The organism is Roseateles sp. FW301-B2 (assembly GCF_058788955.1).
Genome location: NZ_JBYTBE010000020.1, coordinates 49610 through 74503, shown reverse-complemented (window position 1 = coordinate 74503; position 24894 = coordinate 49610). Strand labels below are relative to the sequence as shown.

At 67.3% G+C, this 24894-nt stretch carries 22 protein-coding genes, 1 tRNA gene and 1 pseudogene; 18 read left to right on the top strand and 6 right to left on the bottom strand.

Annotation, left to right across the window (positions count from 1 at the left end; genetic code table 11):
- Positions 1-14 precede the first annotated feature (14 nt).
- Positions 15-647, top strand: coding sequence for an energy transducer TonB (locus AC3WQY_RS14900; protein WP_492709440.1), 633 nt, complete (start codon positions 15-17; stop codon positions 645-647).
- On the opposite strand, the gene AC3WQY_RS14895 is transcribed toward AC3WQY_RS14900, so the two are convergent.
- Complete coding sequence (locus AC3WQY_RS14895; RefSeq protein WP_492709438.1) at positions 648-3029, bottom strand: DUF1631 family protein; 2382 nt, start codon at positions 3027-3029, stop codon at positions 648-650. It abuts the gene before it with no gap.
- Between the two features lie 136 nt (positions 3030-3165).
- Positions 3166-3615: a large conductance mechanosensitive channel protein MscL gene (gene mscL, locus AC3WQY_RS14890; protein WP_285233371.1), complete on the bottom strand. Its 450-nt coding sequence runs from the start codon at positions 3613-3615 to the stop codon at positions 3166-3168.
- A 237-nt stretch (positions 3616-3852) separates the two neighbouring features.
- On the opposite strand from mscL, the gene petA reads away from it, so the two are divergent.
- The 6 genes from petA to AC3WQY_RS14860 all read left to right on the top strand — a co-directional run bounded on the left by petA (position 3853) and on the right by AC3WQY_RS14860 (position 8132).
- Positions 3853-4449 (top strand): ubiquinol-cytochrome c reductase iron-sulfur subunit, encoded by a 597-nt coding sequence (petA, locus tag AC3WQY_RS14885; protein WP_285233370.1) that lies wholly within the window; start codon positions 3853-3855, stop codon positions 4447-4449.
- Positions 4450-4474: 25 nt separating this feature from the next.
- Positions 4475-5884, top strand: a complete 1410-nt coding sequence (locus tag AC3WQY_RS14880) for a cytochrome b (protein WP_285233369.1) — start codon at positions 4475-4477, stop codon at positions 5882-5884.
- Positions 5885-5909: 25 nt separating this feature from the next.
- Positions 5910-6680: a cytochrome c1 gene (locus AC3WQY_RS14875; RefSeq protein ID WP_492709435.1), complete on the top strand. Its 771-nt coding sequence runs from the start codon at positions 5910-5912 to the stop codon at positions 6678-6680.
- A gap of 138 nt (positions 6681-6818) precedes the next feature.
- The gene (locus AC3WQY_RS14870; protein WP_195793978.1) at positions 6819-7436 is read left to right on the top strand and encodes a glutathione S-transferase N-terminal domain-containing protein; all 618 of its coding nucleotides are present in this window, start codon (positions 6819-6821) and stop codon (positions 7434-7436) included.
- A gap of 17 nt (positions 7437-7453) precedes the next feature.
- Positions 7454-8017, top strand: a complete 564-nt coding sequence (locus tag AC3WQY_RS14865; protein WP_492709432.1) for a ClpXP protease specificity-enhancing factor — start codon at positions 7454-7456, stop codon at positions 8015-8017.
- Positions 8018-8056: 39 nt separating this feature from the next.
- Positions 8057-8132 (top strand) — tRNA-Thr (locus AC3WQY_RS14860).
- A gap of 30 nt (positions 8133-8162) precedes the next feature.
- Here the strand turns inward: AC3WQY_RS14860 and AC3WQY_RS14855 are convergent.
- The gene (locus AC3WQY_RS14855; protein WP_285233337.1) at positions 8163-8504 is read right to left on the bottom strand and encodes a hypothetical protein; all 342 of its coding nucleotides are present in this window, start codon (positions 8502-8504) and stop codon (positions 8163-8165) included.
- A 270-nt stretch (positions 8505-8774) separates the two neighbouring features.
- Here AC3WQY_RS14855 and secA point away from each other — a divergent pair, with 270 nt between their 5' ends.
- The 4 genes from secA (at position 8775) to argJ (ending at position 14314) form a co-directional block, all read left to right on the top strand.
- Positions 8775-11510 (top strand): preprotein translocase subunit SecA, encoded by a 2736-nt coding sequence (gene secA, locus AC3WQY_RS14850; protein WP_492709430.1) that lies wholly within the window; start codon positions 8775-8777, stop codon positions 11508-11510.
- Between the two features lie 254 nt (positions 11511-11764).
- On the top strand, positions 11765-12289 hold the full coding sequence (locus tag AC3WQY_RS14845; protein WP_492709428.1) for a PEP-CTERM sorting domain-containing protein: 525 nt from the start codon (positions 11765-11767) through the stop codon (positions 12287-12289).
- A 36-nt stretch (positions 12290-12325) separates the two neighbouring features.
- The gene (locus tag AC3WQY_RS14840; protein WP_492709426.1) at positions 12326-12979 is read left to right on the top strand and encodes a PEP-CTERM sorting domain-containing protein; all 654 of its coding nucleotides are present in this window, start codon (positions 12326-12328) and stop codon (positions 12977-12979) included.
- A gap of 105 nt (positions 12980-13084) precedes the next feature.
- The gene (argJ, locus tag AC3WQY_RS14835; protein WP_492709424.1) at positions 13085-14314 is read left to right on the top strand and encodes a bifunctional glutamate N-acetyltransferase/amino-acid acetyltransferase ArgJ; all 1230 of its coding nucleotides are present in this window, start codon (positions 13085-13087) and stop codon (positions 14312-14314) included.
- Between the two features lie 12 nt (positions 14315-14326).
- On the opposite strand, the pseudogene ureE reads toward argJ, so the two are convergent.
- The 3 genes and pseudogenes from ureE to AC3WQY_RS14820 form a co-directional block, all read right to left on the bottom strand.
- A pseudogene (ureE, locus tag AC3WQY_RS14830) lies at positions 14327-14875 on the bottom strand (urease accessory protein UreE); the annotation flags it as partial.
- Between the two features lie 2 nt (positions 14876-14877).
- Positions 14878-16341, bottom strand: coding sequence for a hypothetical protein (locus tag AC3WQY_RS14825; protein ID WP_492709423.1), 1464 nt, complete (start codon positions 16339-16341; stop codon positions 14878-14880).
- A 78-nt stretch (positions 16342-16419) separates the two neighbouring features.
- Entirely contained in the window at positions 16420-17352 is a 933-nt protein-coding gene (locus tag AC3WQY_RS14820; RefSeq protein WP_492709474.1) for a formylglycine-generating enzyme family protein, read from the bottom strand.
- Between the two features lie 400 nt (positions 17353-17752).
- On the opposite strand from AC3WQY_RS14820, the gene AC3WQY_RS14815 reads away from it, so the two are divergent.
- The 7 genes from AC3WQY_RS14815 (at position 17753) to AC3WQY_RS14785 (ending at position 24787) form a co-directional block, all read left to right on the top strand.
- Positions 17753-19294 carry a COG3014 family protein gene (locus tag AC3WQY_RS14815; protein WP_492709421.1) on the top strand — a complete coding sequence of 514 codons (1542 nt, stop codon included), beginning with the start codon at positions 17753-17755 and terminating at the stop codon, positions 19292-19294.
- Between the two features lie 16 nt (positions 19295-19310).
- Positions 19311-19712, top strand: a complete 402-nt coding sequence (locus tag AC3WQY_RS14810) for a YcfL family putative periplasmic lipoprotein (RefSeq protein ID WP_285233330.1) — start codon at positions 19311-19313, stop codon at positions 19710-19712.
- A gap of 40 nt (positions 19713-19752) precedes the next feature.
- Positions 19753-20370, top strand: a complete 618-nt coding sequence (lpoB, locus tag AC3WQY_RS14805) for a penicillin-binding protein activator LpoB (protein WP_492709419.1) — start codon at positions 19753-19755, stop codon at positions 20368-20370.
- Positions 20371-20386: 16 nt separating this feature from the next.
- Entirely contained in the window at positions 20387-21256 is an 870-nt protein-coding gene (locus AC3WQY_RS14800) for a hypothetical protein (protein WP_285233328.1), read from the top strand.
- A 29-nt stretch (positions 21257-21285) separates the two neighbouring features.
- A complete protein-coding gene (locus AC3WQY_RS14795) occupies positions 21286-22218 on the top strand; it encodes an alpha/beta hydrolase (RefSeq protein WP_492709417.1) in 933 nt (310 codons plus the stop codon).
- A gap of 14 nt (positions 22219-22232) precedes the next feature.
- Positions 22233-23486 (top strand): class I SAM-dependent methyltransferase, encoded by a 1254-nt coding sequence (locus tag AC3WQY_RS14790; protein WP_285233326.1) that lies wholly within the window; start codon positions 22233-22235, stop codon positions 23484-23486.
- 92 nt (positions 23487-23578) lie between these two features.
- The gene (locus tag AC3WQY_RS14785; protein WP_492709415.1) at positions 23579-24787 is read left to right on the top strand and encodes a vanadium-dependent haloperoxidase; all 1209 of its coding nucleotides are present in this window, start codon (positions 23579-23581) and stop codon (positions 24785-24787) included.
- Positions 24788-24894: the final 107 nt, after the last annotated feature.

Sequence of the window (24894 nt, the reverse complement as noted above, 5' to 3'; positions counted from 1 at the left end):
GTCGAGGGAGCGGTATGAAAAAATCTCTATGGGCGCTGCTTCTGAGCGGCCTGGCTCTGCAGACCAGTGCCCATGCCGAGGAGAGCTACCGGACGGCGGTCTGGTTCGACGCCTTGTTCGATGCCACCGGCCAGGTGCGCGAGCTGCAGGCGCAGGACGAGGCCGAGCAGACGCCGGCCTTCTGGGCCCAGCTGCGCAGCCGCGTGCTGCGCGCGCGCATTCCGCCGGTCAGCGAGCAGGGGCAGCCCGCCACCTTCCGTACCGGCGTGCGGGTGAGCCTGGAGGTGCGCAAGGACGCCGCCGCCGGCGCGGTGGCCATCAAGGGCCTGGAGATGGCGCCGCTGCCGATCGAGCGCAACTTCGTCGGCTACCCGGCCGATGCCAAGAATTCGCCGGGTTGGAGCGGCGCGGTGACGGTGGCCTGCACCGTCACCGTCGAGGGCCTGTGCCGCGACATCGTGGTGGATGCGCTGCCGGGCATGCCGGAGTCGGTGCGCAAGTTCGGCAAGGCCTCGCTGGAGGCCTGGCGCTTCCGGCCGCAGGAGGTCAACGGCAAGCCGGTGGAGGGGCGGGCGCTGGTGTCGCTGCAGCTCGAGACCTCGGACAGCCAGCCCAAGGACTTCCGCGAACCCCGGCGCGTGTTCTGATCAGTGACGTGAGTTGAGCGCGGCCAGCTGCTTGCGGGCCCGCGCGGTGGCGCGTTCGATCAGGTAGGCGTTCTCGAAGGCGCGCAGGCGGCCGGACTCGCACAGCTTGCGCAGCATGCGTGCCGTCATGGTGACGGTTTCCTGGTGCTTGTGGCCCTGGGTGAAGATGAAGAAGCTGCGGCCGGCGCTGATATGGGCCAGGCGCACCTTGTGCCACTGGTCGCCGGTGTGCATCTGGTAGGCGAAGCCGAGCTGCAGATGGTCGATCAGCAGGCCGCCCGAGCTGGGTTCGGCCTCGTCCTCGACGGCGGGCAGGCCGTCGATGCTGATGTCCACGGACTGCAGCGGTGCCTCGGCGCCGAGGTCGATGTCGACCTGGCCGTTCCAGTCCACCGCGGCCTCGTTCATCAGGCCCAGGCTCTTGGCCTCTTCGGCGCTCAGCCGGCTGCCCATGTCCAACTCGGCCGGCACGGTGACGCTGCCGCCGGCGGGCAGATCCTTCTCGCTCGGCGGGGCGCAACCGAACACGCCCTCCAGCTGCTTGGCCAGCAGGTTGTACTCCAGCGGGGTCAGGGCTTGCCCCTTGAGCGAATCGGCATGCGCAGGCAGCAGTGCGCCGAAGAACTGCTTGCGCGCGGCCTCCGGCCAGCGGATCAGGTCCAGCCCCTCGTTGAGCGTGGCCATCAGCTTGGGCAGCGAGGCCAGGAAGGCCTGGCGTTGCGGCGAGCCGGCCTTGGGCTGCACGCTCAGCACGATGTCGCGGCCGAACTGGCGGTAGCGTTCGGCGCGCTCGGGCGCCGACTTGGGGTCGCGCGCCGCCAGCACGATGGCCTGGCTCCAGATCTGCGCCAGGAACACGCGCAGGAATTCCGGCATGGTGATGGGCGCCAGCGCCGCCTGCAGCTGCTGCGTGTAGCGCTGCTGCAGGCGCAGATCGGTTTCCTTGCGCTCCACCAGCTCGGCCGCGTTGCCCTGCGCCTGCAGGGCCGCGCTGGTCTGTTCGCCGATGAAGCGCTCCAGCTCGTCCAGCTTGGTCTCGTAGAGATCCATGCGGTCGAAATCGCCGTTGGCGACTTCCTGCACCAGCTCGCGCACCAGGGCCAGGAAGGCCTTGCCCGGGTCCTCGGAGAAATCGTCGTAGGCGCAGGCCAGCGAGGCAATGCGGTTGACGAAGCGCCGCACCGGGTGCTTGCGCGAGGAGAAGAAGCTGTTGTCGCCCAGCGCCGCGCGCAGCACCGGCAATTGCAGGCGCGCGATCTGGCGTGCCATCTGCGGCGGCACCTTGGGGTCGGAAAGAATCTGGTCGAACAGGCTGCCGACCACGTCGATCACCATGTGGTCGAGGTTGCCGCTGGCGGCCTGGCGCAGCTCATCGCGATGCACATGGATCAGATTGGGCGGCAGCTGGCCAGCCCAGCCGGGGTCGCCGTAGTCCTCATTCCAGCCGGTCATGCGGCCGCCACCGTCAAAGTGGCCGGATGCGCCGTAGGCGCTGTCGCCCTGCATCGCGCCTGCCCCGGACGCGCCCGGCATCACGGGCATGTGGGCGAGGCGCCGCAGCAGGTCCATCATGCGCGGGTCGACCTCGCCGATCGAGCCCGCAGCAGCCATGCCGCGGCCACCCCAGGCGCCGCCCATGGTCGGCATGCCGCTGCGCGTCGAGGCCAGGTCGCCGTAGGCGCTGTTCATGGTGTCGGGGCCGCCGGGCGCGCGCGCGGATGCGGTGCCGCGCACGCGCAGGTCCTGCGGGCGCAGGCCGCGGCTGCGCAGCAGGCCGGCGATGTCGGCGTAGCAGGCGCGCATTTCCTGCGCCAGCGAGCGTGTCAGCTCATCGGACAGGATCTGGCGTGTTTCGCTGTCGTCGCTGACGACCTGGATGCCGTCCAGCAGGGCCTGGGCGATCACCTGGGGGCGCAGGGGGTTGCGGTCCTCGGGACGCTCGGAGTCGGGCGCCAGATTGCCGATATAGGACTCGACCTCGCGCAGCTCCCACTCGCATTGGTGGCCGATCGCCAGGCCGATGCGGTCGGCCGCGACCATGGCGTTGACCTGGTCGTCGTCCATCAGCGACAGCTCGCCCCAGTTGGTGCTGCTCTTGGCGCTCTTGGCCATGGGCTCACCGGCCTTCACGGCCACGGGCGCCGCATTCGCCGCCAGTTGGCGCCGCAGCGACTGGTAGAAGCCATTGGAAAACAACGCCTGCTGCTTGCGGAACAGCATCTGCGTCACCAGCAGCACGTCGCGCCGCTTGGCCTGGCCGGCCGACAGTGCGGCCATGCCCATGCCCTCGGCCGCGCGCTCGGCGGCCTGCTCGGCGGCCGTGCGTACGCGCTGCAGCGCAGCTTCCAGGTGCGGGTTGAGTCGGATGTCGGGCGAATTCATGGCGGGTTATGGGCCTTGCTGTGGGTTTGAAGCCACAAGCTATGCCGGCAAGTATCGCGCCATTCCCGGGCGCTCAATGACATTGCCTGCGCATGGCGCACAGGCCCTGCGCAATACCTGACAGATCCGGCATGCCTTACGCTTTGTCACGCTTGAGCGAATCGCGGATTTCGCGTAGCAGCACGATGTCTTCCGGCGTCACCGGCGCCTCCACCGGGGCGGGTGCCGGGGCGTCGCTGCGCTTGAGGCGGTTGATCTGCTTGATCATCAGGAAAATGATGAAGGCCAGGATCAGGAAGTTCAGCAGCACGGTGAGGAAGCTGCCATAGGCGAACAGCGGCACGCCGGCCTTGGTGAGCGCCTCATAGGTCATCGGGCCCTTGAAGTCGGCCGGCGGGCTGCTGAGCATGACGAAGTAGTTGGAGAAGTCCAGGCCGCCGACCACCTTGCCGACCAGGGGCATGATCAGGTCCTTCACCACCGAGTCGACGATCTTGCCGAAGGCGCCACCGATGATCACGCCCACCGCCAGGTCCACCACATTGCCCTTGACGGCAAACTCCCTGAATTCGCTCATGAAACCCATGTGTCGCTCCTGTGTGGACCATGACGGTCCGTTTGTTTGGTCTGGCGCTATTGTGCTTGTTTGGGGCCGTCCTGCAGCGGCTTCGGCCTCAGGCTAAACCAGGGGTCAGATCATGCCTCGTGCGGCGGTCGATCAAGGGTTTTTGCGCTCGCGCAGATCAAAGCCGGGTCGGGGGCTTGACGGCGTCCGTTAGAATCCCCGGTTGCCCCTGATCAGAAGTCTCCATTGAGGACCCACATGAGTGACCAGCAAGTGGACCAAGGCAAGCGCACCTGGCTGATTGCCACCGGTTGCGCCGGTGCCGTTGGCGGCGTCGCCACCGCCGTGCCCTTTGTCAGTACTTTTTCGCCCTCCGAGCGTGCCAAGGCCGCCGGTGCTGCCGTTGAAGTCGATATCAGCGCCGTCAAACCCGGCGAAAAATTGACCGTCGAATGGCGCGGCAAGCCGGTGTGGATCGTCCGCCGCACGCCCGAGCAGCTCGAAGCGCTGAAGAAGAACGAGGCGCAGCTGGCCGACCCGGCCTCGGCTCGCACGGCCTATCCGACGCCCGAGTACGCCAAGAACCCGGCGCGCTCGATCAAGCCCGAGTATCTGGTGGTAGTGGGCATCTGCTCGCACCTGGGTTGCTCGCCGAGCGACAAGTTCCAGGCCGGTGCCCAGCCCTCGCTGCCCGACGACTGGACTGGCGGCTTCCTGTGCCCCTGCCACGGCTCGACCTTCGACCTGGCGGGCCGCGTGTTCAAGAACAAGCCGGCGCCCGACAACCTCGAAGTGCCGCCCCATATGTACCTGTCCGACACCAAGCTGCTGATTGGTGAGGACAAGGCTGCCTGACGCTAGAGCACAGAGGTCAATCAACATGGCTGAATTCAAAGAAGCTCCCGCAGGCGCATCCATGGGCGAACAGCTCATGACCTGGGTGGACAACCGGTTCCCGGCCACCAAGATGTACAAGGAGCACATGTCGGAGTACTACGCTCCGAAGAACTTCAACTGGTGGTACATCTTCGGTTCGCTGGCGATGCTGGTGCTGGTGATCCAGATCGTCACCGGCATCTTCCTGGTGATGCACTACAAGCCCGATGCGGCCCTGGCCTTCGGCTCGGTCGAGTACATCATGCGCGATGTGCCCTGGGGCTGGCTGATCCGCTACATGCACTCCACCGGCGCCTCGGCGTTCTTCGTGGTGGTGTATCTGCACATGTTCCGCGGCCTGATCTATGGCTCGTACCGCAAGCCGCGCGAGCTGGTCTGGATCTTCGGTTGCGGCATCTTTCTGTGCCTGATGGCCGAGGCCTTCATGGGTTATCTGCTGCCCTGGGGCCAGATGTCCTACTGGGGCGCCCAGGTGATCGTGAACCTGTTCGCCGCCGTGCCCTTCGTCGGCCCCGACCTGGCGCTGCTGATCCGCGGCGACTACGTGGTGGGCGATGCCACGCTGAACCGCTTCTTCAGCTTCCACGTCATCGCGGTGCCGCTGGTGCTGCTGGGCCTGGTGGTGGCGCACATCATTGCGCTGCATGAAGTGGGTTCCAACAATCCCGACGGCGTCGAGATCAAGGGCCCCAAGGCACCCAAGGATGCGAACGGCCATCCGCTGGATGGCATTCCCTTCCATCCCTACTACACCGTGCACGATGTGTATGGCGTGGGCCTGTTCCTGATGGTGTTCACCGCCATCATCTTCTTCGCACCGGAACTGGGCGGCTACTTCCTGGAGTACAACAACTTCATCCCGGCCGATCCGCTGAAGACGCCCGCGCACATCGCGCCGGTGTGGTACTTCACGCCCTTCTACTCGATGCTGCGCGCCACCACCGATCCGATGGTGAACGTGCTGGCCGGTGTGGTGGGCCTGGGTGCGGTGCTGACGGTGCTGAAGGGCAACTTCTCCGGCAAGGGCAAGATTGCCACGCTGGTGATCGCTGCCGTGGCCATCTTCCTGCTCAAGACCTTCGACGCCAAGTTCTGGGGCGTGGTGGTGATGGGCGGTGCCGTGGTGATCCTGTTCTTCCTGCCCTGGCTGGATCACAGCCCGGTCAAGTCGATCCGTTATCGCCCCGACTGGCACAAGTACATGTACGGCGTGTTCGTGGTGTTCTTCCTGGTGCTGGGCTATCTGGGCATCCAGCCGCCGACCGATATCGGCACCCTGATCGCCCAGGTCGGTACGCTGTTCTACTTCGGCTTCTTCCTGCTGATGCCCTGGTGGAGCAAGCTGGGCACGCCCAAGGCGGTGCCCGAGCGCGTGACCTTCCACCCTCACTGAGCCAACAGCACCGGAGTCGACCGATATGAAAAAACTCATCGCTACGCTGCTGCTGGGCCTGGGCCTCGTGAGCGGCGCTCAAGCCGCCGCGGGCGGCATCGAGTGGGACAAGTTCCCCAAGGAGAAGATGACGGACGTGGCGGCGCTGCAAAACGGCGCCAAGATCTTCGTCAACTACTGCCTGAACTGCCATTCGGCAGCCTTCATGCGCTACAACCGGCTGCGCGACCTGGGCCTCACCGAAGCCCAGATCAAGAGCAATCTGCTGTTCGCGTCGGAAAAGGTTGGCGAGACCATGAAGGTGTCGCTGGACCCCAAGCAGGCCAAGGAATGGTTCGGGGCGCTGCCGCCTGACCTGACCGTGATCGCACGTTCGCGTGCCGACGGTGCCAAGGGCTCGGGTGCGGATTACCTCTACACCTATATGCGGACCTTCTACCGCGACGAGACCAAGGCCACCGGCTGGAACAACATGGCCTTCCCCAGCGTGGCCATGCCGCATGTGCTGTGGGAACTGCAGGGCCAGCGTGCCGCCAAGTTCGAGGAAGCCGCCGATCCGCACGACGCGAGCAAGAAGGTGCATGTGTTCAAGGGCTACGAGCAGCTCACGCCCGGCACCCTGAGCCCGCGCCAGTACGACGAGGCCGTGGGTGATCTGGTGGCTTATCTGCAGTGGATGGGCGAGCCGGCCCAGGCGCAGCGCTTCCGCCTCGGCGTGATGGTGCTGCTGTTCCTGGCTGTGTTCACCGTGTTCGCATGGCGTCTGAATGCGTCTTTCTGGAAAGACGTGAAGTAAGCATCCGCGGCCCGGCACCAGCCGGGCCCAGTACGCAGTGGGGCGCTCTCGGGCACCCACTGCGTTTGCCTTTTGTGATCGGGCCCGCTGCCCGGACATGAAATCTGTCCTTGACCTGAACTTCAGGAGTCCGCCGCCATGATGGTGCTTTATTCTGGAACCACTTGCCCCTACTCGCACCGCTGCCGCTTTGTGCTGTTCGAGAAGGGCATGGACTTCGAAATCCGCGATGTGGACTTGTTCGCCAAGCCCGAAGACATCGCCCTGATGAACCCGTACAACGAGGTGCCCATCCTCGTCGAGCGCGACCTCATCCTGTACGAGTCGCACATCATCAACGAGTACATCGACGAGCGCTTCCCGCATCCGCAGCTGATGCCCGGCGATCCGGTGGCGCGTGCGCGCGTGCGCCTGTTCCTGCTCAACTTCGAGAAGGAGCTGTTCGCGCATGTGAACGTGCTGGAAGGCCGCTCGCAGGCCGTCAAGGCGACCGACAAGCAGCTTGAGAAGGCGCGCTCGCAGATCCGCGATCGCCTGACCCAGCTGGCGCCGATCTTCCTGAAGAACAAGTACATGCTGGGCGACGATTTCTCGATGCTCGACGTGGCCATCGCGCCGCTGCTGTGGCGCCTGGACTACTACGGCATCGACATGTCGAAGAACGCCCTGCCGCTCTTGAAGTACGCCGAGCGCATCTTCTCGCGCCCGGCCTATATCGAGGCGCTGACGCCGTCCGAAAAGGTCATGCGCAAGTAAGAGAGCACCGCCGCAGCATGGATCAAAACTCTGATGGCGGCGCGTCCGCCGGCGCGCCCAGCACGTCCACCCGGCCCTATCTGATCAGGGCCTTGCACGACTGGTGCACCGACAACGGTTTCACGCCCTATATCGCGGTGCATGTGGATCGCCATGTGCAGGTGCCGATGGAGTACGTCAGCAACAACGAAATCGTGCTGAACGTGGGTTTCGAGGCCACCAGCAGCCTGGACCTGGGGAACGAGTTCATCCAGTTCAAGGCCCGCTTCGGCGGGGTGGCGCGCGAGATCCATGTGCCGGTCGATCACGTGGTGGCCATCTATGCGCGCGAGAACGGCCAGGGCATGGCCTTCCCGGCGCCCACGCCGGAAGAGCCCAATGCCGTGGCCACGCCGCCCGCGGCTACGGCCGCGCCGCGCCCGGCCACGCCCTTGCGCGGCCTGCGCCTGGCTGGCCAGGCGGAACCAGCGCCCGCGCCGGCGGTGGTGCCCGAGCCTGCGAAGGACGAGGGTCGCGACGATGGCGACGATACGCCGGCCGGCCCGGGCGGCGGACGGCCCTCGCTCAAGCGCGTGAAGTGATGTTTTTTTGCGCATAGAATGCGCAGCTCTTGAAGCCGTGCCGGCTTAGCTCAGTTGGTAGAGCAACCGCCTTGTAAGCGGTAGGTCATCAGTTCGAATCCGATAGCCGGCACCATCTCGCTGAATCAGGCGCTTCAAGCCCCATCTAATGCTGCTGCACCTTGATGCGCAGCTTGCCCTGCATCAGGCCCTGTTCCTGCAGCAGCAGCTCCAGCCGGGGCTGCAGCTGACGCAGCTTGGCGGCCACAGCGGCATTGGCCGCCAGCATGGTCCAACCTTCCTCATCCAGCGGCCCCGCGAACACGAAGCGCGCCAGTGCGCCCGGCAGGGCCACGCGCACCACGGCCATGCGCCGGTTCGATTCCTGCATCAGCAGGCCCAGCCGCGCCAGCCCGCTGTGCTGGCTCAGCGCCGTGGCGATGGTCAGGGGCTCGGGCACGGAGGGGCCCTTGGGCTGGGCCAGGTAGCGGGGCGAGCGGGAACGCATGGCCTCAGTGTAGTCCCGGGGCCGGCGCGGCGAGGGCACAGGGGGCCGGATGCTAAACTCCGCGGGTTTTTCTGGAGCGAGAAGCTGCCGGGCGCGCGCTTGCATTTGCGCGGGGGCGCCCCCAGTTTGTTCCGGCGTCAGAAATTTCCAAACCAATAAACAAACCCGCCACGGCCTGAGCGCGACCGCATTCCGGTGCGCCTGGCGCCGCCGAACATCTTTAGCGTCCAGGCTTGCGCCGGGGCGCACGCTACCGAACCACTACGCTGCATGTTGCCCAAGCTTCTTACCCAGATTTTCGGCAGTCGCAATGACCGCCTGCTCAAAGGCTACCGTCGCATCGTCCAGCAGATCAATGCGCTGGAGCCGCAGTTCGAGGCGCTCAGCGACGAGCAGCTGCGCGGCAAGACGGCGGAGTTCAAGCAGCGCGTGGCCGGCGGCGAGAGCCTGGACGCGATCCTGCCCGAGGCCTTCGCGGTCTGCCGCGAGGGCGGCAAGCGCGCGCTGAAGATGCGCCACTTCGATGTGCAGCTGATCGGCGGCATGGTGCTGAATTCCGGCAAGGTGGCCGAAATGCGCACCGGCGAGGGCAAGACCCTGATGGCCACGCTGCCGGTCTACCTGAATGCGCTCACCGGCAAGGGCGTGCATGTGGTGACGGTGAACGACTACCTGGCACGCCGCGATGCCGAGTGGATGGCCAAGCTCTACAACTTCCTGGGCCTGACGGTGGGCATCAACCTGCCGCAGATGCCGCGCGAGGAGAAGCAGGCTGCCTACGCCGCCGACGTCACCTACGGCACCAACAACGAATACGGCTTCGACTATCTGCGCGACAACATGGTCTACGAGACCAAGGACCGCGTGCAGCGCGGCCTCTCGTACGCCATCGTCGACGAGGTCGACTCGATCCTGATCGACGAGGCGCGCACGCCGCTGATCATTTCGGGTCAGGCCGATGACCAGACCGATGTCTACCTGGCCATCAACAAGGTCTCGCCGCTGCTGAAGAAGCAGATCGGCGAGCTGGATCCGCGCACCGGTGAGGGCGTCGAGGTGCCGGGCGACTTCACCGTCGACGAGAAGTCGCACCAGATCTACCTGACCGAAGACGGCCACGAGAACGCCGAGCGCCTGCTCGCCGAGGCCGGCCTGCTGGCCGAGGGCGCCAGCCTCTACGATGCCGGCAACATCACGCTGATGCACCATCTGTACGCGTCCTTGCGCGCCCAGCACGTGTATCACAAGGACCAGCATTACGTGGTGCAGAACGGCGAGGTCATCATCGTCGACGAGTTCACCGGCCGCCTCATGACCGGCCGCCGCTGGAGCGATGGCCTGCACCAGGCCGTGGAAGCCAAGGAAGGCGTGGCGATCCAGAGCGAGAACCAGACGCTCGCCTCGATCACCTTCCAGAACTACTTCCGCATGTACGGCAAGCTCTCGGGCATGACCGGCACGGCCGATACCGAGGCCTATGAGTTCCAGGAGATCTACGGCCTCGAGACCGTGGTGATCCCGCCGAACCGCCCGACCATCCGCAAGGACGAGCTGGACCTGGTCTACAAGACCTCGAAGGAAAAGTTCGACGCGGTGATCCTGGACATCCGCGACTGCCATGAGCGCGGCCAGCCGGTGCTGGTGGGCACCACCTCGATCGAGAACTCCGAGCTGATCTCCGAGCTGCTGAAGAAGGCCAAGCTGCCGCACCAGGTGCTGAACGCCAAGCAGCATGCCCGCGAGGCCGAGATCGTGGCCCAGGCCGGCCGCCCGGGCGTCATCACCATCGCCACCAATATGGCGGGCCGCGGCACCGACATCGTGCTGGGCGGCAACGTCGAGAAGCAGATCCAGTTCATCGAAGCTGACGCGGCGATTGCCGAGGCCGACAAGGCCGCGCGCATCCAGCAGCTCAAGGACGAGTGGCAGGGCCTGCACGACAAGGTCAAGGCCGAGGGCGGCCTGCGCATCATCGCCACCGAGCGCCACGAGAGCCGCCGCATCGACAACCAGCTGCGCGGCCGTTCGGGCCGCCAGGGCGACCCGGGCTCCTCGCGCTTCTACCTCTCGCTGGACGACCAGCTGATGCGCATCTTCGCGGGCGACCGCGTGCGCGCCATCATGGACCGCCTGAAGATGCCCGAGGGCGAGGCGATCGAGGCCGGCATCGTGACGCGCTCGATCGAGAGCGCGCAGCGCAAGGTCGAGGCGCGCAACTTCGATATCCGCAAGCAGCTGCTCGAGTACGACGACGTCTCCAACGACCAGCGCAAGGTGATCTACCAGCAGCGCAACGACATCCTCGAGGCCGAGACCCTGGTGGCCCAGATGGCCAATCTGCGCGCCAGCAGCCTGACCGACGTGGTGCGCACCTTTGTGCCGGCCGAGAGCCTGGAAGAGCAGTGGGACCTGCCCCAGCTCGAGCGCGTGCTGAAGGACGAGTGGCAGCTCGAGGTGCCGCTGGTGGCCGAGCTCAAGAAGAGCGACTCCATCACCGACGAGGACATCGTCGAGCTGGTGGTGAAGGCCGGCGACGCCTCCTTCGCCGACAAGCTGGAGCGCGTGGGCCTGGAGCAGTTCACGCCCTTCATGCGCATGGTGCTGCTGCAGTCGATCGACCAACATTGGCGCGAGCATCTGGCGGCGCTGGACTATCTGCGCCAGGGCATCCATCTGCGCGGCTACGCCCAGAAGAACCCCAAGCAGGAGTACAAGCGCGAGGCCTTCGAGCTGTTCTCCCAGCTGCTGGACGTGGTGAAGATGGAGGTCACCCGCACCCTGCTGAACGTGCGCATCCAGTCGCAGGAGGAGGCCAGCCGCGCCGCCGAGGCGATCGAGGAGCGTGCCGAGCAAGTCAGCAACGTGACCTACACCCACCCCAACGAGGATGGTTCGGTCTCGCAGGACACCGACCCGGCCACGCAGTTCGGCCACGTCGGCCGCAACGATCCCTGCCCCTGCGGCAGCGGCAAGAAGTACAAGGCCTGCCACGGCAAGCTCAGCTGAGTCGCTGCAGTTCCCGCACAAGGGCCGCTTCCGCGGCCTTTTTCATGCGCGGGCATCCCCCCGGCTTGCGGGGGACTGTGCGCTATTGCGCGAATTTCAAGCGCTGCCCACATGGGTGGGGGGTGCCCAGAACCCGGGTACCCCCCTAAAGTGAAGTCCACGGTGCGGGAGGTAGGCACCGTGCCGGTGCATCCAGACCCAACAAGACATCCACGCTTATGAAGAAGATCAAACTTGCGGCAAATTCCACCTGCTTGGCTCTGGCCGCTGGCTCGGCGCTTGCCGCGCCGGTCAGCTTCAACAGCGGCGTCCTGCACGGCAATCTGCTCAATGGCGGGGCGTTCAGCGAGTCGCACCCCTTCAATGTCGATGCCGACGGCCTGTTCGACCTCAGCCTGCTGACCCGCAGCAAGGACGCCAATGACGTCACCATCCAGTCGGTGGTGCTCAGCAAGGGCGCGCAATCCTTCGTGTTCGACAGCACGCCCGACGCCACCGCCTTCATCAGCTCCGGCTGGCAGACCGTCGCGGGCACCGAGACGAATGCCAAGGGCAAGACGATTCCGGTGACCTTCTTCGACGACACCATCGCGCTCAGCCGCGTGTTCCTGAGCGCCGGGCACTGGACGCTGACCGTCAACGGCCTGGATCGCAACGACAAGGTCAAGGGCTCCTACACCGTCACGGCCAATGCGGTCCCAGAGCCGCAGAGTCTGGCGCTGGTCGCGCTGGCGCTGGCCGGTGTGGCCGTGTTTGGCCGCAAGCGCGCGGCGCGCTGATCCCTGTCCTCGCCCCGACAACAAGGTACCGACGAGATGAACGCCTACAGCAAGACTTTGATCGCCACGCTGGCCCTGGCCGGCGCCGCCGGGGCGCAGGCCCTGGGCAATGTGAGCATTGAGTATGTCTCCACCAGCGGTGTGGAGCTGAGCACCACGCTGACCGATGAATTCCTGTCCGGCGCGATGCAGTACACCGCGGGCGGCCAGAGTTTTGCCGCCTTCTGCATCGAACTGGCGCAGACGCATGCCCCGTCCGCCCTGGGCAGCCAGATCTACACCGCCTCCAGCTTCGGCGGCGCGACCGGCGTGCTGCTGCAAGGCCTGTTCTCCAGCAACTACGGCAGCGTCAGCAGCGACTTCCAGAAGGCCGCCTTCCAGACGGCCATCTGGGAGATCACGCATGAAAAGACGGCCGCGCTGGATGTGAACGCCGGCACCTTCCAGTTCGGCTGGACCAGCACCGGCAGCACGGCCGACGACGCGGCACTGGCCTCGCTGGCGAACAAGTACCTGTCGGACGCCCAAGGCTACCAGGGCGACGCCAAGTACACGCTGACGCGCCTGTCCAACCCGACCTACCAGGACCTGGTGACGGTCTCCAGCGTGCCCGAGCCCGGCAGCTATCTGCTGATGGCCACCGGCCTGATGGCGGTGGGCTTCATGGCGCGCCGCCGCCAGGGGCGCTGAGCCTAGGGCCCGCAGGGCGCAGGCAGGAAAAGGGCTTCTTCGGAAGCCCTTTGTCATTCGGGGGTGCCTACAATTCGCGCCATTCCCTTCTGTCAGAGCCAGCCCATGCCCGTCAATCTCAGCGCCCCCGATCCCGCCTCTCTGTTCCCCGTGCCCGGTGTGCGCCTGGGGGTGACGATGGCCGGCATACGCAAGGCCAACCGGCGCGATCTGAGCGTGATCGCGCTGGACGAGGGCGCCGCGGTGGCCGGCGTGTTCACCAAGAACCGTTTCTGCGCTGCGCCGGTGCAGATCTGCCGCGAGCACCTGGCTTCGCACGGTGGCATCCGCGCCATCCTCATCAACACCGGCAATGCCAATGCCGGCACCGGCGAAGACGGCCTGCAGCGCGCGCGCCAGAGCTGCGACGCGCTGGCCCGGCTGATGGGCGTGCAGCCCAGCCAGATCCTGCCCTTTTCCACCGGCGTGATCATGGAAACCCTGCCGGTGGATCGCATCATCAACGGCCTGCCGGCCGCGCTGGCGGCGCTGAAGGCCGATGCCTGGGCCGATGCCGCCGCCGGCATCATGACCACCGACACCTTGCCCAAGGCGGCCTCGCGCCGGGTGCAGATCGCTGGCAAGACGGTCACCATCAGCGGCATCTCCAAGGGCGCCGGCATGATCCGCCCCAATATGGCCACCATGCTGGGCTTCGTGGCCACCGACGCCAATATCGCGCCCGAGTTGCTGCAAAGCCTGGTGCGCGATGCGGCGGACGCCTCCTTCAACCGCATCACCATCGACGGCGACACCTCCACCAACGATTCCTTCGTGCTGATCGCCACCCAGCAGGCCGGCCATGCGCGCATCGAGAGCCTGTCCAGCGCCGAGGGTCAGGTCTTGCGCGAGGCGGTGATCGCGGTGTCGCAGCAGCTTGCCCAGGCGATCGTGCGCGACGGCGAGGGCGCCACCAAGTTCATCACGGTGCAGGTGGAGGGCGGCCGCGACGAGGCCGAATGCCAGCTGGCCGCCTACGCGATCGCGCATTCACCGCTGGTCAAGACGGCCTTCTTCGCCAGCGACCCGAACCTGGGTCGCATCCTGGCGGCGGTGGGCTATGCCGGCATCGCCGACCTGGACCAGACCCTGATCGATCTGTTCCTCGATGAGGTGCATGTGGTGCGCCAGGGTGGCCGCCACCCCGACTACCGCGAGGAAGACGGCCAGCGCGTCATGAAGCAGGCCGAGATCACGGTGCGCGTGAAGCTGCACCGCGGCCTGGCCCACACCACGGTGTGGACCTGCGACCTCAGCCACGACTACGTGTCGATCAACGCCGACTACCGCAGCTGAGTTCGTGCATCAATGCCGGCAGCCCGGCCCATGCACATGCACGACCTGCTCGTGCTTGTGTTCATGGCCGTGGCCGTGCCCGTGATCGTGCCCATGGCCGGCATGTGATTCCGCATAAGCGCCCGCCTCGGGCTCGAAGGCGGCCTGCACCTCGGTGACGATCAGATGCATCTGGCGCAGCAGCTGAGCCAGCACATGGTCGGGCTCGAACTGCAGATGCTCGGGCGTCAGTTCCAGCTGCACATGCCGGTTGCCCAGGTGGTAGGCCGCGCGCAGCAGGTCGAAGGGCGAGCCATGCTCGGCACAGCTGCTGACGCGCAGCAGCGCCTGCGGCGCGGCCTGCACCTGGATCAGCGAGCCATCCTCGGCCACCAGCACGTCGCCGCCGCGCATCACGGTGCCGCGCGGCAGGAAGATGCCCAGGGCGCGACCCTGGCTGTCGCTCGCATCGAGCCGGCTTTTCTGGCGCTGGTCCCAGTCCAGCGAGAGGCTGGTGGCGCGCTTGAGCAGGGCCGGGGCCAGGCCCTGGCCGCGGGGAATGAGTTTGTTGACGGTCAGCATGGCTAGAAGTCTACAGCCCGGGTCTTCATGCCCCTCGCGATCAAGGTGGCATTGATCAGCTGGGCTTCCTCGCGGGTGGCGAAGGGCCAGATGGTGGCGCGCCAGCCCTCGGGCGTCTGCATCACCTCGGCCTGCAGGCGGCTGCGATCGCCCACGGACTGCGCAACCATGGCGCGCATGCGCGTCAGCATCGCCTCGGCGTCGCTCTTGCTGGCCAGGCTGGGGCCCACCAGGGCCACCACGCTCTGGCTGCGCGCAGCGAGCCGGGCGGTGGCCGTCTTGGCGGCCTCCGAGGGCGCTTCGCCCGAAAGCGTGCCGGCCGCGGAGGCGGCGGGCGCGGGCTCCCGCTTCTTGGCCGGGGCCGGCTTGGGCGCGGGCGCGCTCGCCGCGGCCGCCATCGCCGGTCTGGGCGCCTGGCTGGCGGCCTGGCTGGCTGCTTCGGCGGCCGCCTTGCGGGTGCGCGGCGTGCTCACCATATTCGGCCTGATGCTGGGAATGGTGCCGGCCGGCGCGAGTTCGTTCGGCAGCTCGGCTGCCGTCACGCCCACGGCTGCCGGAGGTGGCGCCGATGCCGGGATGGATGCCGATGCCGGTGACGATGCCGGCACGGAAGCGGCCGTGGCCGCCGGTATGCTGGGCTGGCTGGCCGGCGCGGCCACTGGCTCGGCTGCGGCGCTGGCGGGCGCGCTGGCCGCGCTGCTCCCGGCGTTGATGGCACTGGCGGCACTGGCGGCACTGGCGGCACTGGCGGCCAGGCTGGGCGCGGAGGCGGCGCTTGGTGGCGCCTCCTGCTGCGGCCCGGCCGAGGGCCAGAGCAGCCAGGCCGGCAGGGCCAGCAGGGCGGCCAGCAGCAGGCCCAGCGCGGCGACACGGCGCTTGTCCAAGCAGCGCCGCCCCAGCATCAGCAATTCGCTGCCATCGCCCTGGCCGATCAGCACGCGCGTGCGGGCGTCGCCGACATCGATGCCGGCGCTGGCAAGGTAGAGCTCCATCGGCCAGGCCCCCTGGCTGGCCCTGGCCACCAGGCTTTCGTCGATGGCGACGATGCGCTGCGGCCAATCGGCCTCGCCGGGCTGGGCGGTATAGCCATGGGCGAGCGCGAACTGGGCCACCTGGGCCGACCGCAGGCCCGGGATGAAGCGTTCGCTGAAGACCGGCCAGGGCAGTTCGCCCAGCAGGCCGCGGGTCGGGCTGGCAAACAGCTGGCGCGGGTCCAGCGCCTTCCACCAGGGTTGCGGCGCAGCGAAGGCCGCGGTCGCCCGGCTGGCCGCATCGGCCGCGCGTGCCTGTGCCTCCTCCTCGCTGACCTCGTCGGTCAGCGTCGGCTCGCTCGCCTCCGCTGGCCGGCTGCCGCGCATGAAGGGCAGGGCCACGACACCCAGGGTGTGCACATCGCCGGGTGTGATGCGCAACGCCAATGGATGCCGGTTGTGCCAGGCCACCAGCTGTTCGACCAAACGCTCCATGCTCTCCCTAAGTCATTCCGTCAGATCCGGATGATGGGGTATCGGCAGATTGGGGTCAGGTCTGAATGGGTCAGCCTGTCAGGGCAGCTCGCGCACCAGTCGCATGCCCACCAGGGTGTAGCGCGTGTCCGGATCGTTCCAGTTGCGGTAGGACGCGCGGGCATAGAAGCTCCAGGTGTGCCAGGAGCCGCCGCGCCGCACCTTCACGCCGCCCTCGGCAGGGCCCTGCGGATCGTCCACCGGCGAGTGGGCGTAATAGTCGTCGCCATGCCAGTCCGACACCCATTCCCAGGCGTTGCCATGCATGTCGTGCAGGCCCCAGGCATTCGGCGCAAAGCTGCCCACCGGCGCGGTGAAGGAGAAACCATCGTGCTGCGGCAGCGCAAAGGCACGCCATTGGGGCCAGAGGCGGGCGCTGTCCTGGTCGAACACATTCGCCACCTGGGCCAGGCTCGCGGGCGTATCGCCGCTGTGATAGCGGGTGCGGCTGCCGGCGCGGCAGGCGTACTCCCATTCGGCCTCGGTGGGCAGGCGGTAGCGCCGGCCCTCGGTCTGGCTGAGCCAGGCCGCCAGCGCCTGGGCGTCGTGCCAGGTCACGTTCACCACCGGATGCTCTTCGCTCTGCGTGAAGCCGGGGTTGCGCCAGGAGTAGCGCCGCTGCCGCCCCTCGAAGGCATCGCCGCGCGCGCTGCTGGCGGGGTCGTAGCTGGGGTTGTAGCCATAGCCCCCGGTGCCGTCGCGCTCTGCGTCGGGCACATAGCCGGAGGCGAGCAGAAAGCGGCGGAACTGGCCCACCGTGACCTCGTGCTGGCCCATCTGGAAGGCGCGTGTGATGCGCACCCTATGCACCGGCGCCTCGTCCGCCAGCAGCAGGAAGCGCTCGCGCGGGTATTGCGGGTAGGCCTGGGCCAGGGTGTCCGGGCGCTCGTCGCTGCCCATCATGAACTCGCCCGCCGGGATGGTGACGAAGTGCATGCCCAGGCTGTTGGTGCTGCGCTCGGGCGGCGCCATGCGCCCGCCGGCGCAGCCCCCCAGCAGGGCGCAACAAAGCAGCAGGCCGGCAACGGCCGGGGGCGCGATGGATGGGAATGCGGGCAGATGCATGAGCCCAATGATCCGACCGCCGGGCGATGTGCGTGCCTGCCGAAAACCCTGCTTGAGTGTCAGGTCTTGCCCTGTGACTTTCTCCCCAATTTCTACCCCCTTCATGGGATATACGAAAAGTAACAGCGTGCTACATTTTCCGCCGTTTGACGCGTTCCGGCCGCGCAAGGCCGGGGTGCTTGGACAACGGCGCCGCTGCATTGGCGGCATGTTCAATGCAATGCTCACGAGAGGATGCAGGGCGCGCCGGGATGGGTCCGTGCAAGCGGATCGGCCTTGCTCTCTCCGATCGAGCTGGGAGAGTAATTTGAATAATCACAAGATCTTGCGCTCATGGGGTGCCCTGAGCCTGTCCGGCGCGTTGTTGCTGCTGGGCGGCTGCGCGTCCATGCAGAGCCACGACAAGCATGCCTCGGCCGTGCAGGCCACCGCCCGTACCGGCGGCGTGGCGGCGGCGCTGGCCCAGCATGAGGCCTCCGCCACTTCGGCCGACGCCAAGGCCGAGCTGCTGTTCAATATGGAGCGCGGCGAGCTGCTGCGCCTGAACAAGCGCTATGCCGACAGCACCGAGGCCTTCCTGCTGGCCGACCAGAAGGTGCAGCAATGGGAAGAGACCGCCAAGACCAACCCCAGCAAGCTGCTGGGCATGGCCGGTGCGGCGCTGATCAGCGAGCGCCTCAAGGTCTACGAAGGCCAGGACTATGAAAAGGTCTGGCTGACCACGCGCCTGGCGCTGAACCGCCTCTCCGAGGGTGACCTGGAGAAGGCGCGCGTCGACGTCAAGCGCACCCACGAGCGCGAGGCGGTGATTGCCGAGCTGCGCGCCAAGGACACCGCGGCGGCCGAGGAGGAAGCCAAGTCCAAGGGCGTGGATTCCAAGGGCAAGGAGCTCAACGGCTATCCGGTCGAGACGCTCAACGACCCCGAGGTGCTGCAACTCAAGAACGGCTACCAGAATGCGCTGAGCCATTACCTGGCCGGCTTCATCTACGAGGTGACCAATGAGCCGGGCCTGGCAGCACCGGGCTATCGCAAGGCCATCGAGCTGCGCCCCGAGACGCCGCTGCTGGAAGAAGGCCTGCGCGGCCTGGACGACCGCACCAGCTTCACCCACAAGCGCCGCCAGCAGATGACCGACGTGCTGTTCGTGGTGGAGGCCGGCAATGCACCGGCGCGCAAGCCCAAGGGCTTCACCATCCCGGTGCCGGTGGGCGGTTCGCTCCGCACGGTGAGCATTTCCTACCCGGTGATCGACCCGTCCAAGGACGCGATGCTGAGCAATCTGCAGGCCGGCGGCCGTGACTTCAAGCTCGAGCGCGTGGTGGACGTGAACGTGATGGCACGCCGGGCGCTGAAGGACGAAATGCCCGGCATGGTGCTGCGTGGCGTGACCCGCGCGGTCGCCAAGGCAGTGGTGCAGAACGAGCTGGAAAAGCGTGCCGGCATGTTCGGCGCGCTGGTGGGCATCGCCGCCTCGGCGGTGACCGAGCAGGCCGACGACCGCATCTGGCGCATGTTGCCCGGTCGCGTCTATCTGGCCCGCGGCTATCTGCCGCCCGGTGAGCATCAGGTGAGCATCAATGGCCGCGCACTGGATGCACCGGTGAAGGTGGCGGGCCAGTACGCCGTGGTGCCGCTGCGCGTCTACGAGGAGCAATTCCTGGTCGGCGACGTGTCGCAGTTCGGCCGCCTGATGGCCGCCGCGCCGCCGGCCGCCGCACCCGCCGCCACCGCTGCGGTGGTGAGCGAACCCGTCAAGCCCGCGGCCAAGCCGGCCGCCAAGCCCGTTGCCAAGCCGGCCGCCGCCAAGCCCGCGGCAGCCGCCACCGCCACGCCGACGAAGAACTGAAGTGAGGATCAAGAAGATGCAACGCAAGGCAATCAAACCCGTCAGCGCCGCCCTGTTCGCCCTGGGCCTGCTGCTCGGCACCGGCGCCCAGGCCCAGAAGGCCGACGAAACCTCGCCCGCCATCGCCGCCAAGCTGGACCTGCGCGGGTCGCCCAAGGGCATCAAGGTGGCCGAGATGCGCATTCAGCGCAAGAACGACACCCTGGTGGTGCAGGCCGATCTGCAGAACGTCGAGAACAAGGACCGCGTGGTGTTCCACCGCTTCCGCTGGCTCGACTCGGTGGGCAATCAAGTGGGCGATGGCGAGGGCTGGAAGCAGACCACCGTGCTGGGCCTGCAGACCGTCACCCTCAAGGGCGTGGCCCAGCATCCCTCGGCCGTGGACCTCAAGCTCGAGATGAGCGTGGAAAGCAAGTGAGCGCCCGGCGCGCACAGACAGAACAAGGAAGGACAAGAACATGAAGACCAAGCTCACGATCCGTACGACCCTCACGCTCGCCGCCCTGATGGCGAGCGCCGTCCTCGCCGGCTGCGAGACCCATGTTTCCTCACCGGTGGTGCGCTTCCAGCGCCAGGTGAACTATGGCGACTCCAAGGCGGTGGAACTGGTCACCAACGAGTTCGGCTCCACCGACCTGCAGATGATTGCCGAGAAGATGGTGGGCAGCCTGCTCGAGACCGGCATCTTCCAGGGCCGCCCCACGGTGACCATCTCGACGGTGAAGAACAAGACCAGCGAATACATCGACACCACCAATGTGATGAACTCGATCCAGACCGCCCTGGTCAAGTCGGGCAAGGTGCGCTTCACCCGCTCGATCAACGAGATGCAGCAGGGTGTGGACGAGTTGCAGCGCCAGAACCAGAGCGGCCTCTACAAGCAGAACACCACCGCCAAGGTGGGCCAGATGACGGCCGCCAAGTACAGCCTGGAAGGCGAGCTGACTTCCATCGTGAAGCAGAATTCGCAGACCAAGGACGTGTACTACAAGTTCACGCTGAAGATGTTCGATGTGCAGGAAGGCACGATCGAATGGCAGGAAGAAAAAGACATCCGCAAGACCAGCAAGCGCTGAGCAGGGAGAAGAGCATATGAACCGTCGCAACATCATCACCGGCGCCTGCCTGGCCGCGCTGGCCGCTCTGGCCGGCGTGGCCCAGGCCCAGCAGGGCCAGCCGCCCAAGGTGGCCGTCACCGACCTTGCCTACACCCAGGCGGTGGCCCAGTACTTCGAAGCCGGCACCGTCAAGAGCAGCGGTGGCGTCACGGCCAACCAGCATGGCATCGTCGCCACCCAGCAGAGCTCGGGCACCTATGTCTCGGGCACCTACAGCTATATGGAGCAGCGGGAGCTGGGCTCCTTCAGCAACGACATTCGCGGCGCCATGCTCAAGGGCGGCCAGTTCCGCCTGGTGCAGGGCAAGCGCTTCGATGCCGGTGACCCGCAGCCTACCAAGGCCGAACAGGCGCTCAACCAGATCCAGACCGGCAAGATGGCCAAGCCGGTGCGCCAGCCCGAGGTCAAGGACGTGATCGCGCGCATCAAGAAGGGTGAGTTCAACGGCGCCGACTATGTGCTGTTCGGCACCCTCACCAGCCTGGAGTTCCGCGATTCGCTCTCGCCCCTGCAGGGCACCACCAGCGCCTCCTACCAGTTCAGCCTGGACCTGGTGGCCGACTTCTCGCTCATCAGCACCAAGACCTACGAGATCAAGGCCTCGTTCTCGGCCCAGGGCGCCGGCAACGACACCAAGCTGCTCTCCAACCGCGGCGACGTGCAACCGCCCAACCGCGGCAAGGTGATACGCGAGACCTCCAAGAGCTTGGCCGAGAACGTCTACGAGCAGATGGCCGACCAGTTGGGCCTGCCGGGCCTGCCCGAGAGCGGCAACACGCCGCGCCGCAGCGGCAATGCGATGCCGCCGCCGGCCTCCAACGAGGGCACCGTGATCCTGAAGTGATCGTTGCGCGCGCATTGCGCCGGGCTTGCATGGCCTGGCTCCTGCTGCTGGGCACGCCCGGCTGGGGGGCCGGGCCTTCTGCTTTATTCACGCCGCTGGAATTGCCGACGGCGCGTGCGGCTCAGGTCTTGCTGGCCTGGCACCGGCCGGCCCTGCTGGCGCCGGCGCGCTACCAGGTGCTGGTGCTGCCCGGCTCGGGCTGCAGTGGCTGGGCGGCGGTGGCCGAGCCGATGTTCCGTGGCCTTGGCCATGCCGAGCTGCTGCTGCTGCACAAGCCCGGCGTGCAGCCCTGGGAGCGCCACGCTGCGGAGGATTGCCCCGCCGATTTCGTGCGGACCGATCGCCTGAGCACCTGGCTCGCCGACGCGCGCGCGGCCCTGCAGGCCTGGGTGCGCCGGCCCCAGTCCGAGTCTGGCCCCGCAGGCCTGCCGGTGCTGCTGATCGGCGTCTCCGAGGGGGCCGAGTTGCTGCCCGAGCTGGCGCCCGAGATTCCCGGGCTGCGCGGACTGGTGATGATTGGCGGCTCGGGCCTGGACCCGGCCGAGGCGGCCGAGCTGCAGGCTCGGCGCCTGGGCGAGGTGCGCGCCTGGGCCAGCCTGCGCGCCGCCGCACAAGGGCCGCTCGCTGACGCCACGCTGCGCGATGGCCGCAGCCTCGGCTACTGGCGCGACCTGCTGGCCTGGCGCGTGGCCGAACCCCTGCTGGCCGGCGACGCAGACCTGTTGCGTGCCTGGGGCGGCCACGACGCGCTGGTGCCGCCGCTGGCCTACCAGCGCTTTGCGGCGCTGGCCGCTGTGCGCCGTCCCGAGTCCTTCTGCGACTGGCCGGTGCCCGAGGGCGATCATGGCCTGCAGTCGCCGGGGGGCGACCATCTGCAGCGCCTGTGGGCCGGGCTGGAGCGCTGGGCGCGCGAGCCCGGGCAGCGCCTGTGCGCGATGGCGGACAATCGGGACCCGCCCTAGCACCAGCACCGCCCGTGTCCCCTTCCTTTTTCCAGCAACTCCTGCGCAGCGAAGCCCCTGCCGCCCCGGATGCCCTCCAGCGCTTCATGCATCTGCTGGCCCTGTCCCTGCAGACCGGCAGTTTCGGCAAGCTGATGCTGGGCAAGCCGCAGGGCGGCGATGCCGATCTGGAGCGCCTGCTGGTGCGCGAGGTGCAGCTGCGCGGCGAGCGCCAGCTCTCGATGGTGTGGCGCCATCGCACCAAGGACGTCACCAAGAACCACGGCTTCGACGAGGGCCTGGCGTTGCTGCATGGGCTGCTGGGCCGGCAGTTCCTGCATGCCCATCTGCTGACCCAGGGCGAGGACGTGCAGCTGAGCTTCAGCCGCAAGGGCAAGGCCAGCTTGCGGGTCGGCAAGCTCAGCGCAGCGGCCGATGCCAGTGCTGCCGAGGCCGGCACCGACGAACACAACCGCGACAAGCAGCGCTACCTGGATCTGCAGCGCCCGTTCTGGGCCGATCTCGGCCTCACCCATTCGGTCAAGGGCGATTTGCAGCTGGTGCCGGCGATGTCGCGCAAGTGGAAGCAGATCAACAAATTCATCGAGGTGTTCGCGGCCGCGCTGAAGGCCTCGCGCCTGGCGGACAGCCCGGACGTGCATGTGGCCGATTTCGGCTCGGGCAAGGGCTATCTGACCTTCGCCACCTACGACTATCTGCGCGGCCTGGGCAAGGACGCCCAGGTTACCGGTGTCGAGCTGCGCGACGACATGGTGAAGCTGTGCGGCGCGGCCGCGGCCCGCCATGGCCTCGCGGGCCTGCGCTTCGACCAGGGCGATGTGCGCAGCTACACGCCGGCGCGGCTCGACGTGATGATCGCCCTGCATGCCTGCGACATCGCCACCGATTACGCCATCCACCTGGGCCTGCGCGCCGGCGCCGCCATCATCATGTGCTCGCCCTGCTGCCACAAGCAGCTGCGCCCGCAGCTGAAGTCGCCCGCGCTGTTGCGGCCGTTGCTGCAGCATGGCATCCACATGGGCCAGGAGGCCGAGATGGTGACCGACGGCCTGCGCGCGCTGCTGCTCGAGGCCGAGGGTTACGACACCCAGGTGTTCGAGTTCATCTCGCTGGAGCACACCAGCAAGAACAAGATGATTCTGGCGGTCAAGCGCGCCGTGCCGCTGCCGGCGGCGCGGCGCCAGGAGCTGCTGGACCAGATCGCCGAGATCAAGCGCTTTTACGGCGTGCGCGAGCAGGCGCTGGAGAGCCTGCTGTGCGCGGCCTAGGCGGCGGGCGGCAGAAGAAGGGACAAGCAGGGTTTTGTCGCGACGCCGCCAGGGTTCCATGATCGAAGCTCCTTCGTAAACCGGGAGCGACCATGAACACCTTGCTGCGTCTGAGTGTTGTTGCCATGCCCGTCCTGCTGGCTGCGGGCGCGCGAGCCGATGTGGTGACGGACTGGAACCAGAGGGCCAGCGAGATCACCGTGGCCCACCAGGCCGGGCCCTGGGGCCAGGCGCCGATGGTGCTGATCCAGGCGGCGGTGTTCGAATCCGTGAATGCCATCACGCGGCGTTTTCCGCAGGCCGGCTACCTGAAGCTGGAGGCGCCGGCCGGGGCCTCGATCGACGCCGCCGTGGCCGCGGCCAACCGCGTCGTGCTGAACCGCATGGCGACGACGCAGACCGCGGCCATCGAGGCGGCCTACCAGGCGGCGCTGGCCGCGATCCCGGACGGGCCCGCCAAGGCGGACGGCATCGCGCTGGGTGAGAAGGCCGTGGCCGGCATCCTGGCGCTGCGGGCCCCCACGGGCGCGTCGCCGGTGTTCTACCGCCCCGTCACCGGCCCCGGCCAGTATGTGCCGACGGTGCTGCCGGTCATGGCCGACCTGCCGCCCGGGAAATGCTGGCTGCTCGAGCGGCCCGATCAGTTCCGCCCCGGGCCGCCCCCCGATCTGAAGAGCGCGGTCTGGGCGCGCGACTACAACGAGGTCAAGGCCTTCGGTGCGCGCACCGGCAGCCAGCGCGATGCCGAGCAGACCGAGATCGCCCGCTTCTGGGCCGCGACGACGCCGACCATCTACTACCCGATCGCCCGCTCGGTGGCGAACCAGCCCGGGCGCGAGCCGACGCAGAACGCGCGCCTGCTGGCTGCCAGCGGGCAGGCCATGGTGGACGCCATCGACGCCGTCTTCGACGCCAAGTACCACTACCACTTCTGGCGCCCCTTCACGGCGATCCGCAACGGCGACCGGGACGGCAACGACGCCACCGAGCGCGATGCCGGCTGGCTGCCCCTGATCGACACGCCCATGCACCCCGAGTACCCCTGCGCGCATTGCACCATCGCCGGCTCGCTGGGGGCGGTGCTGAAGGCCGAGATCGGCAACGGGCCGACGCCGCGCCTGTCCACCACCAGCCCGACCCTGCCCGGCGTGACGCGCTCATGGACCAGCATCGACGCCTTCATGCAGGAGGTCATCAATGCGCGCGTCTATGACGGCGTGCATTACCGCAACTCGGGCGAGGTCGGCCGCGCGCTGGGCAACAAGGTCGGCGAGTTGTCGGCGGCCAAGCTGCTGCGCTGAGCGCTGGCCAAGCAAAAGAAAGAAGGGCGGACCCGGTGAGGGGTCCGCCCAAATGCGCTGAATAAGACACCGCCCGTGGACATGGCAAAAGCCTGTGGGGCTGCGGT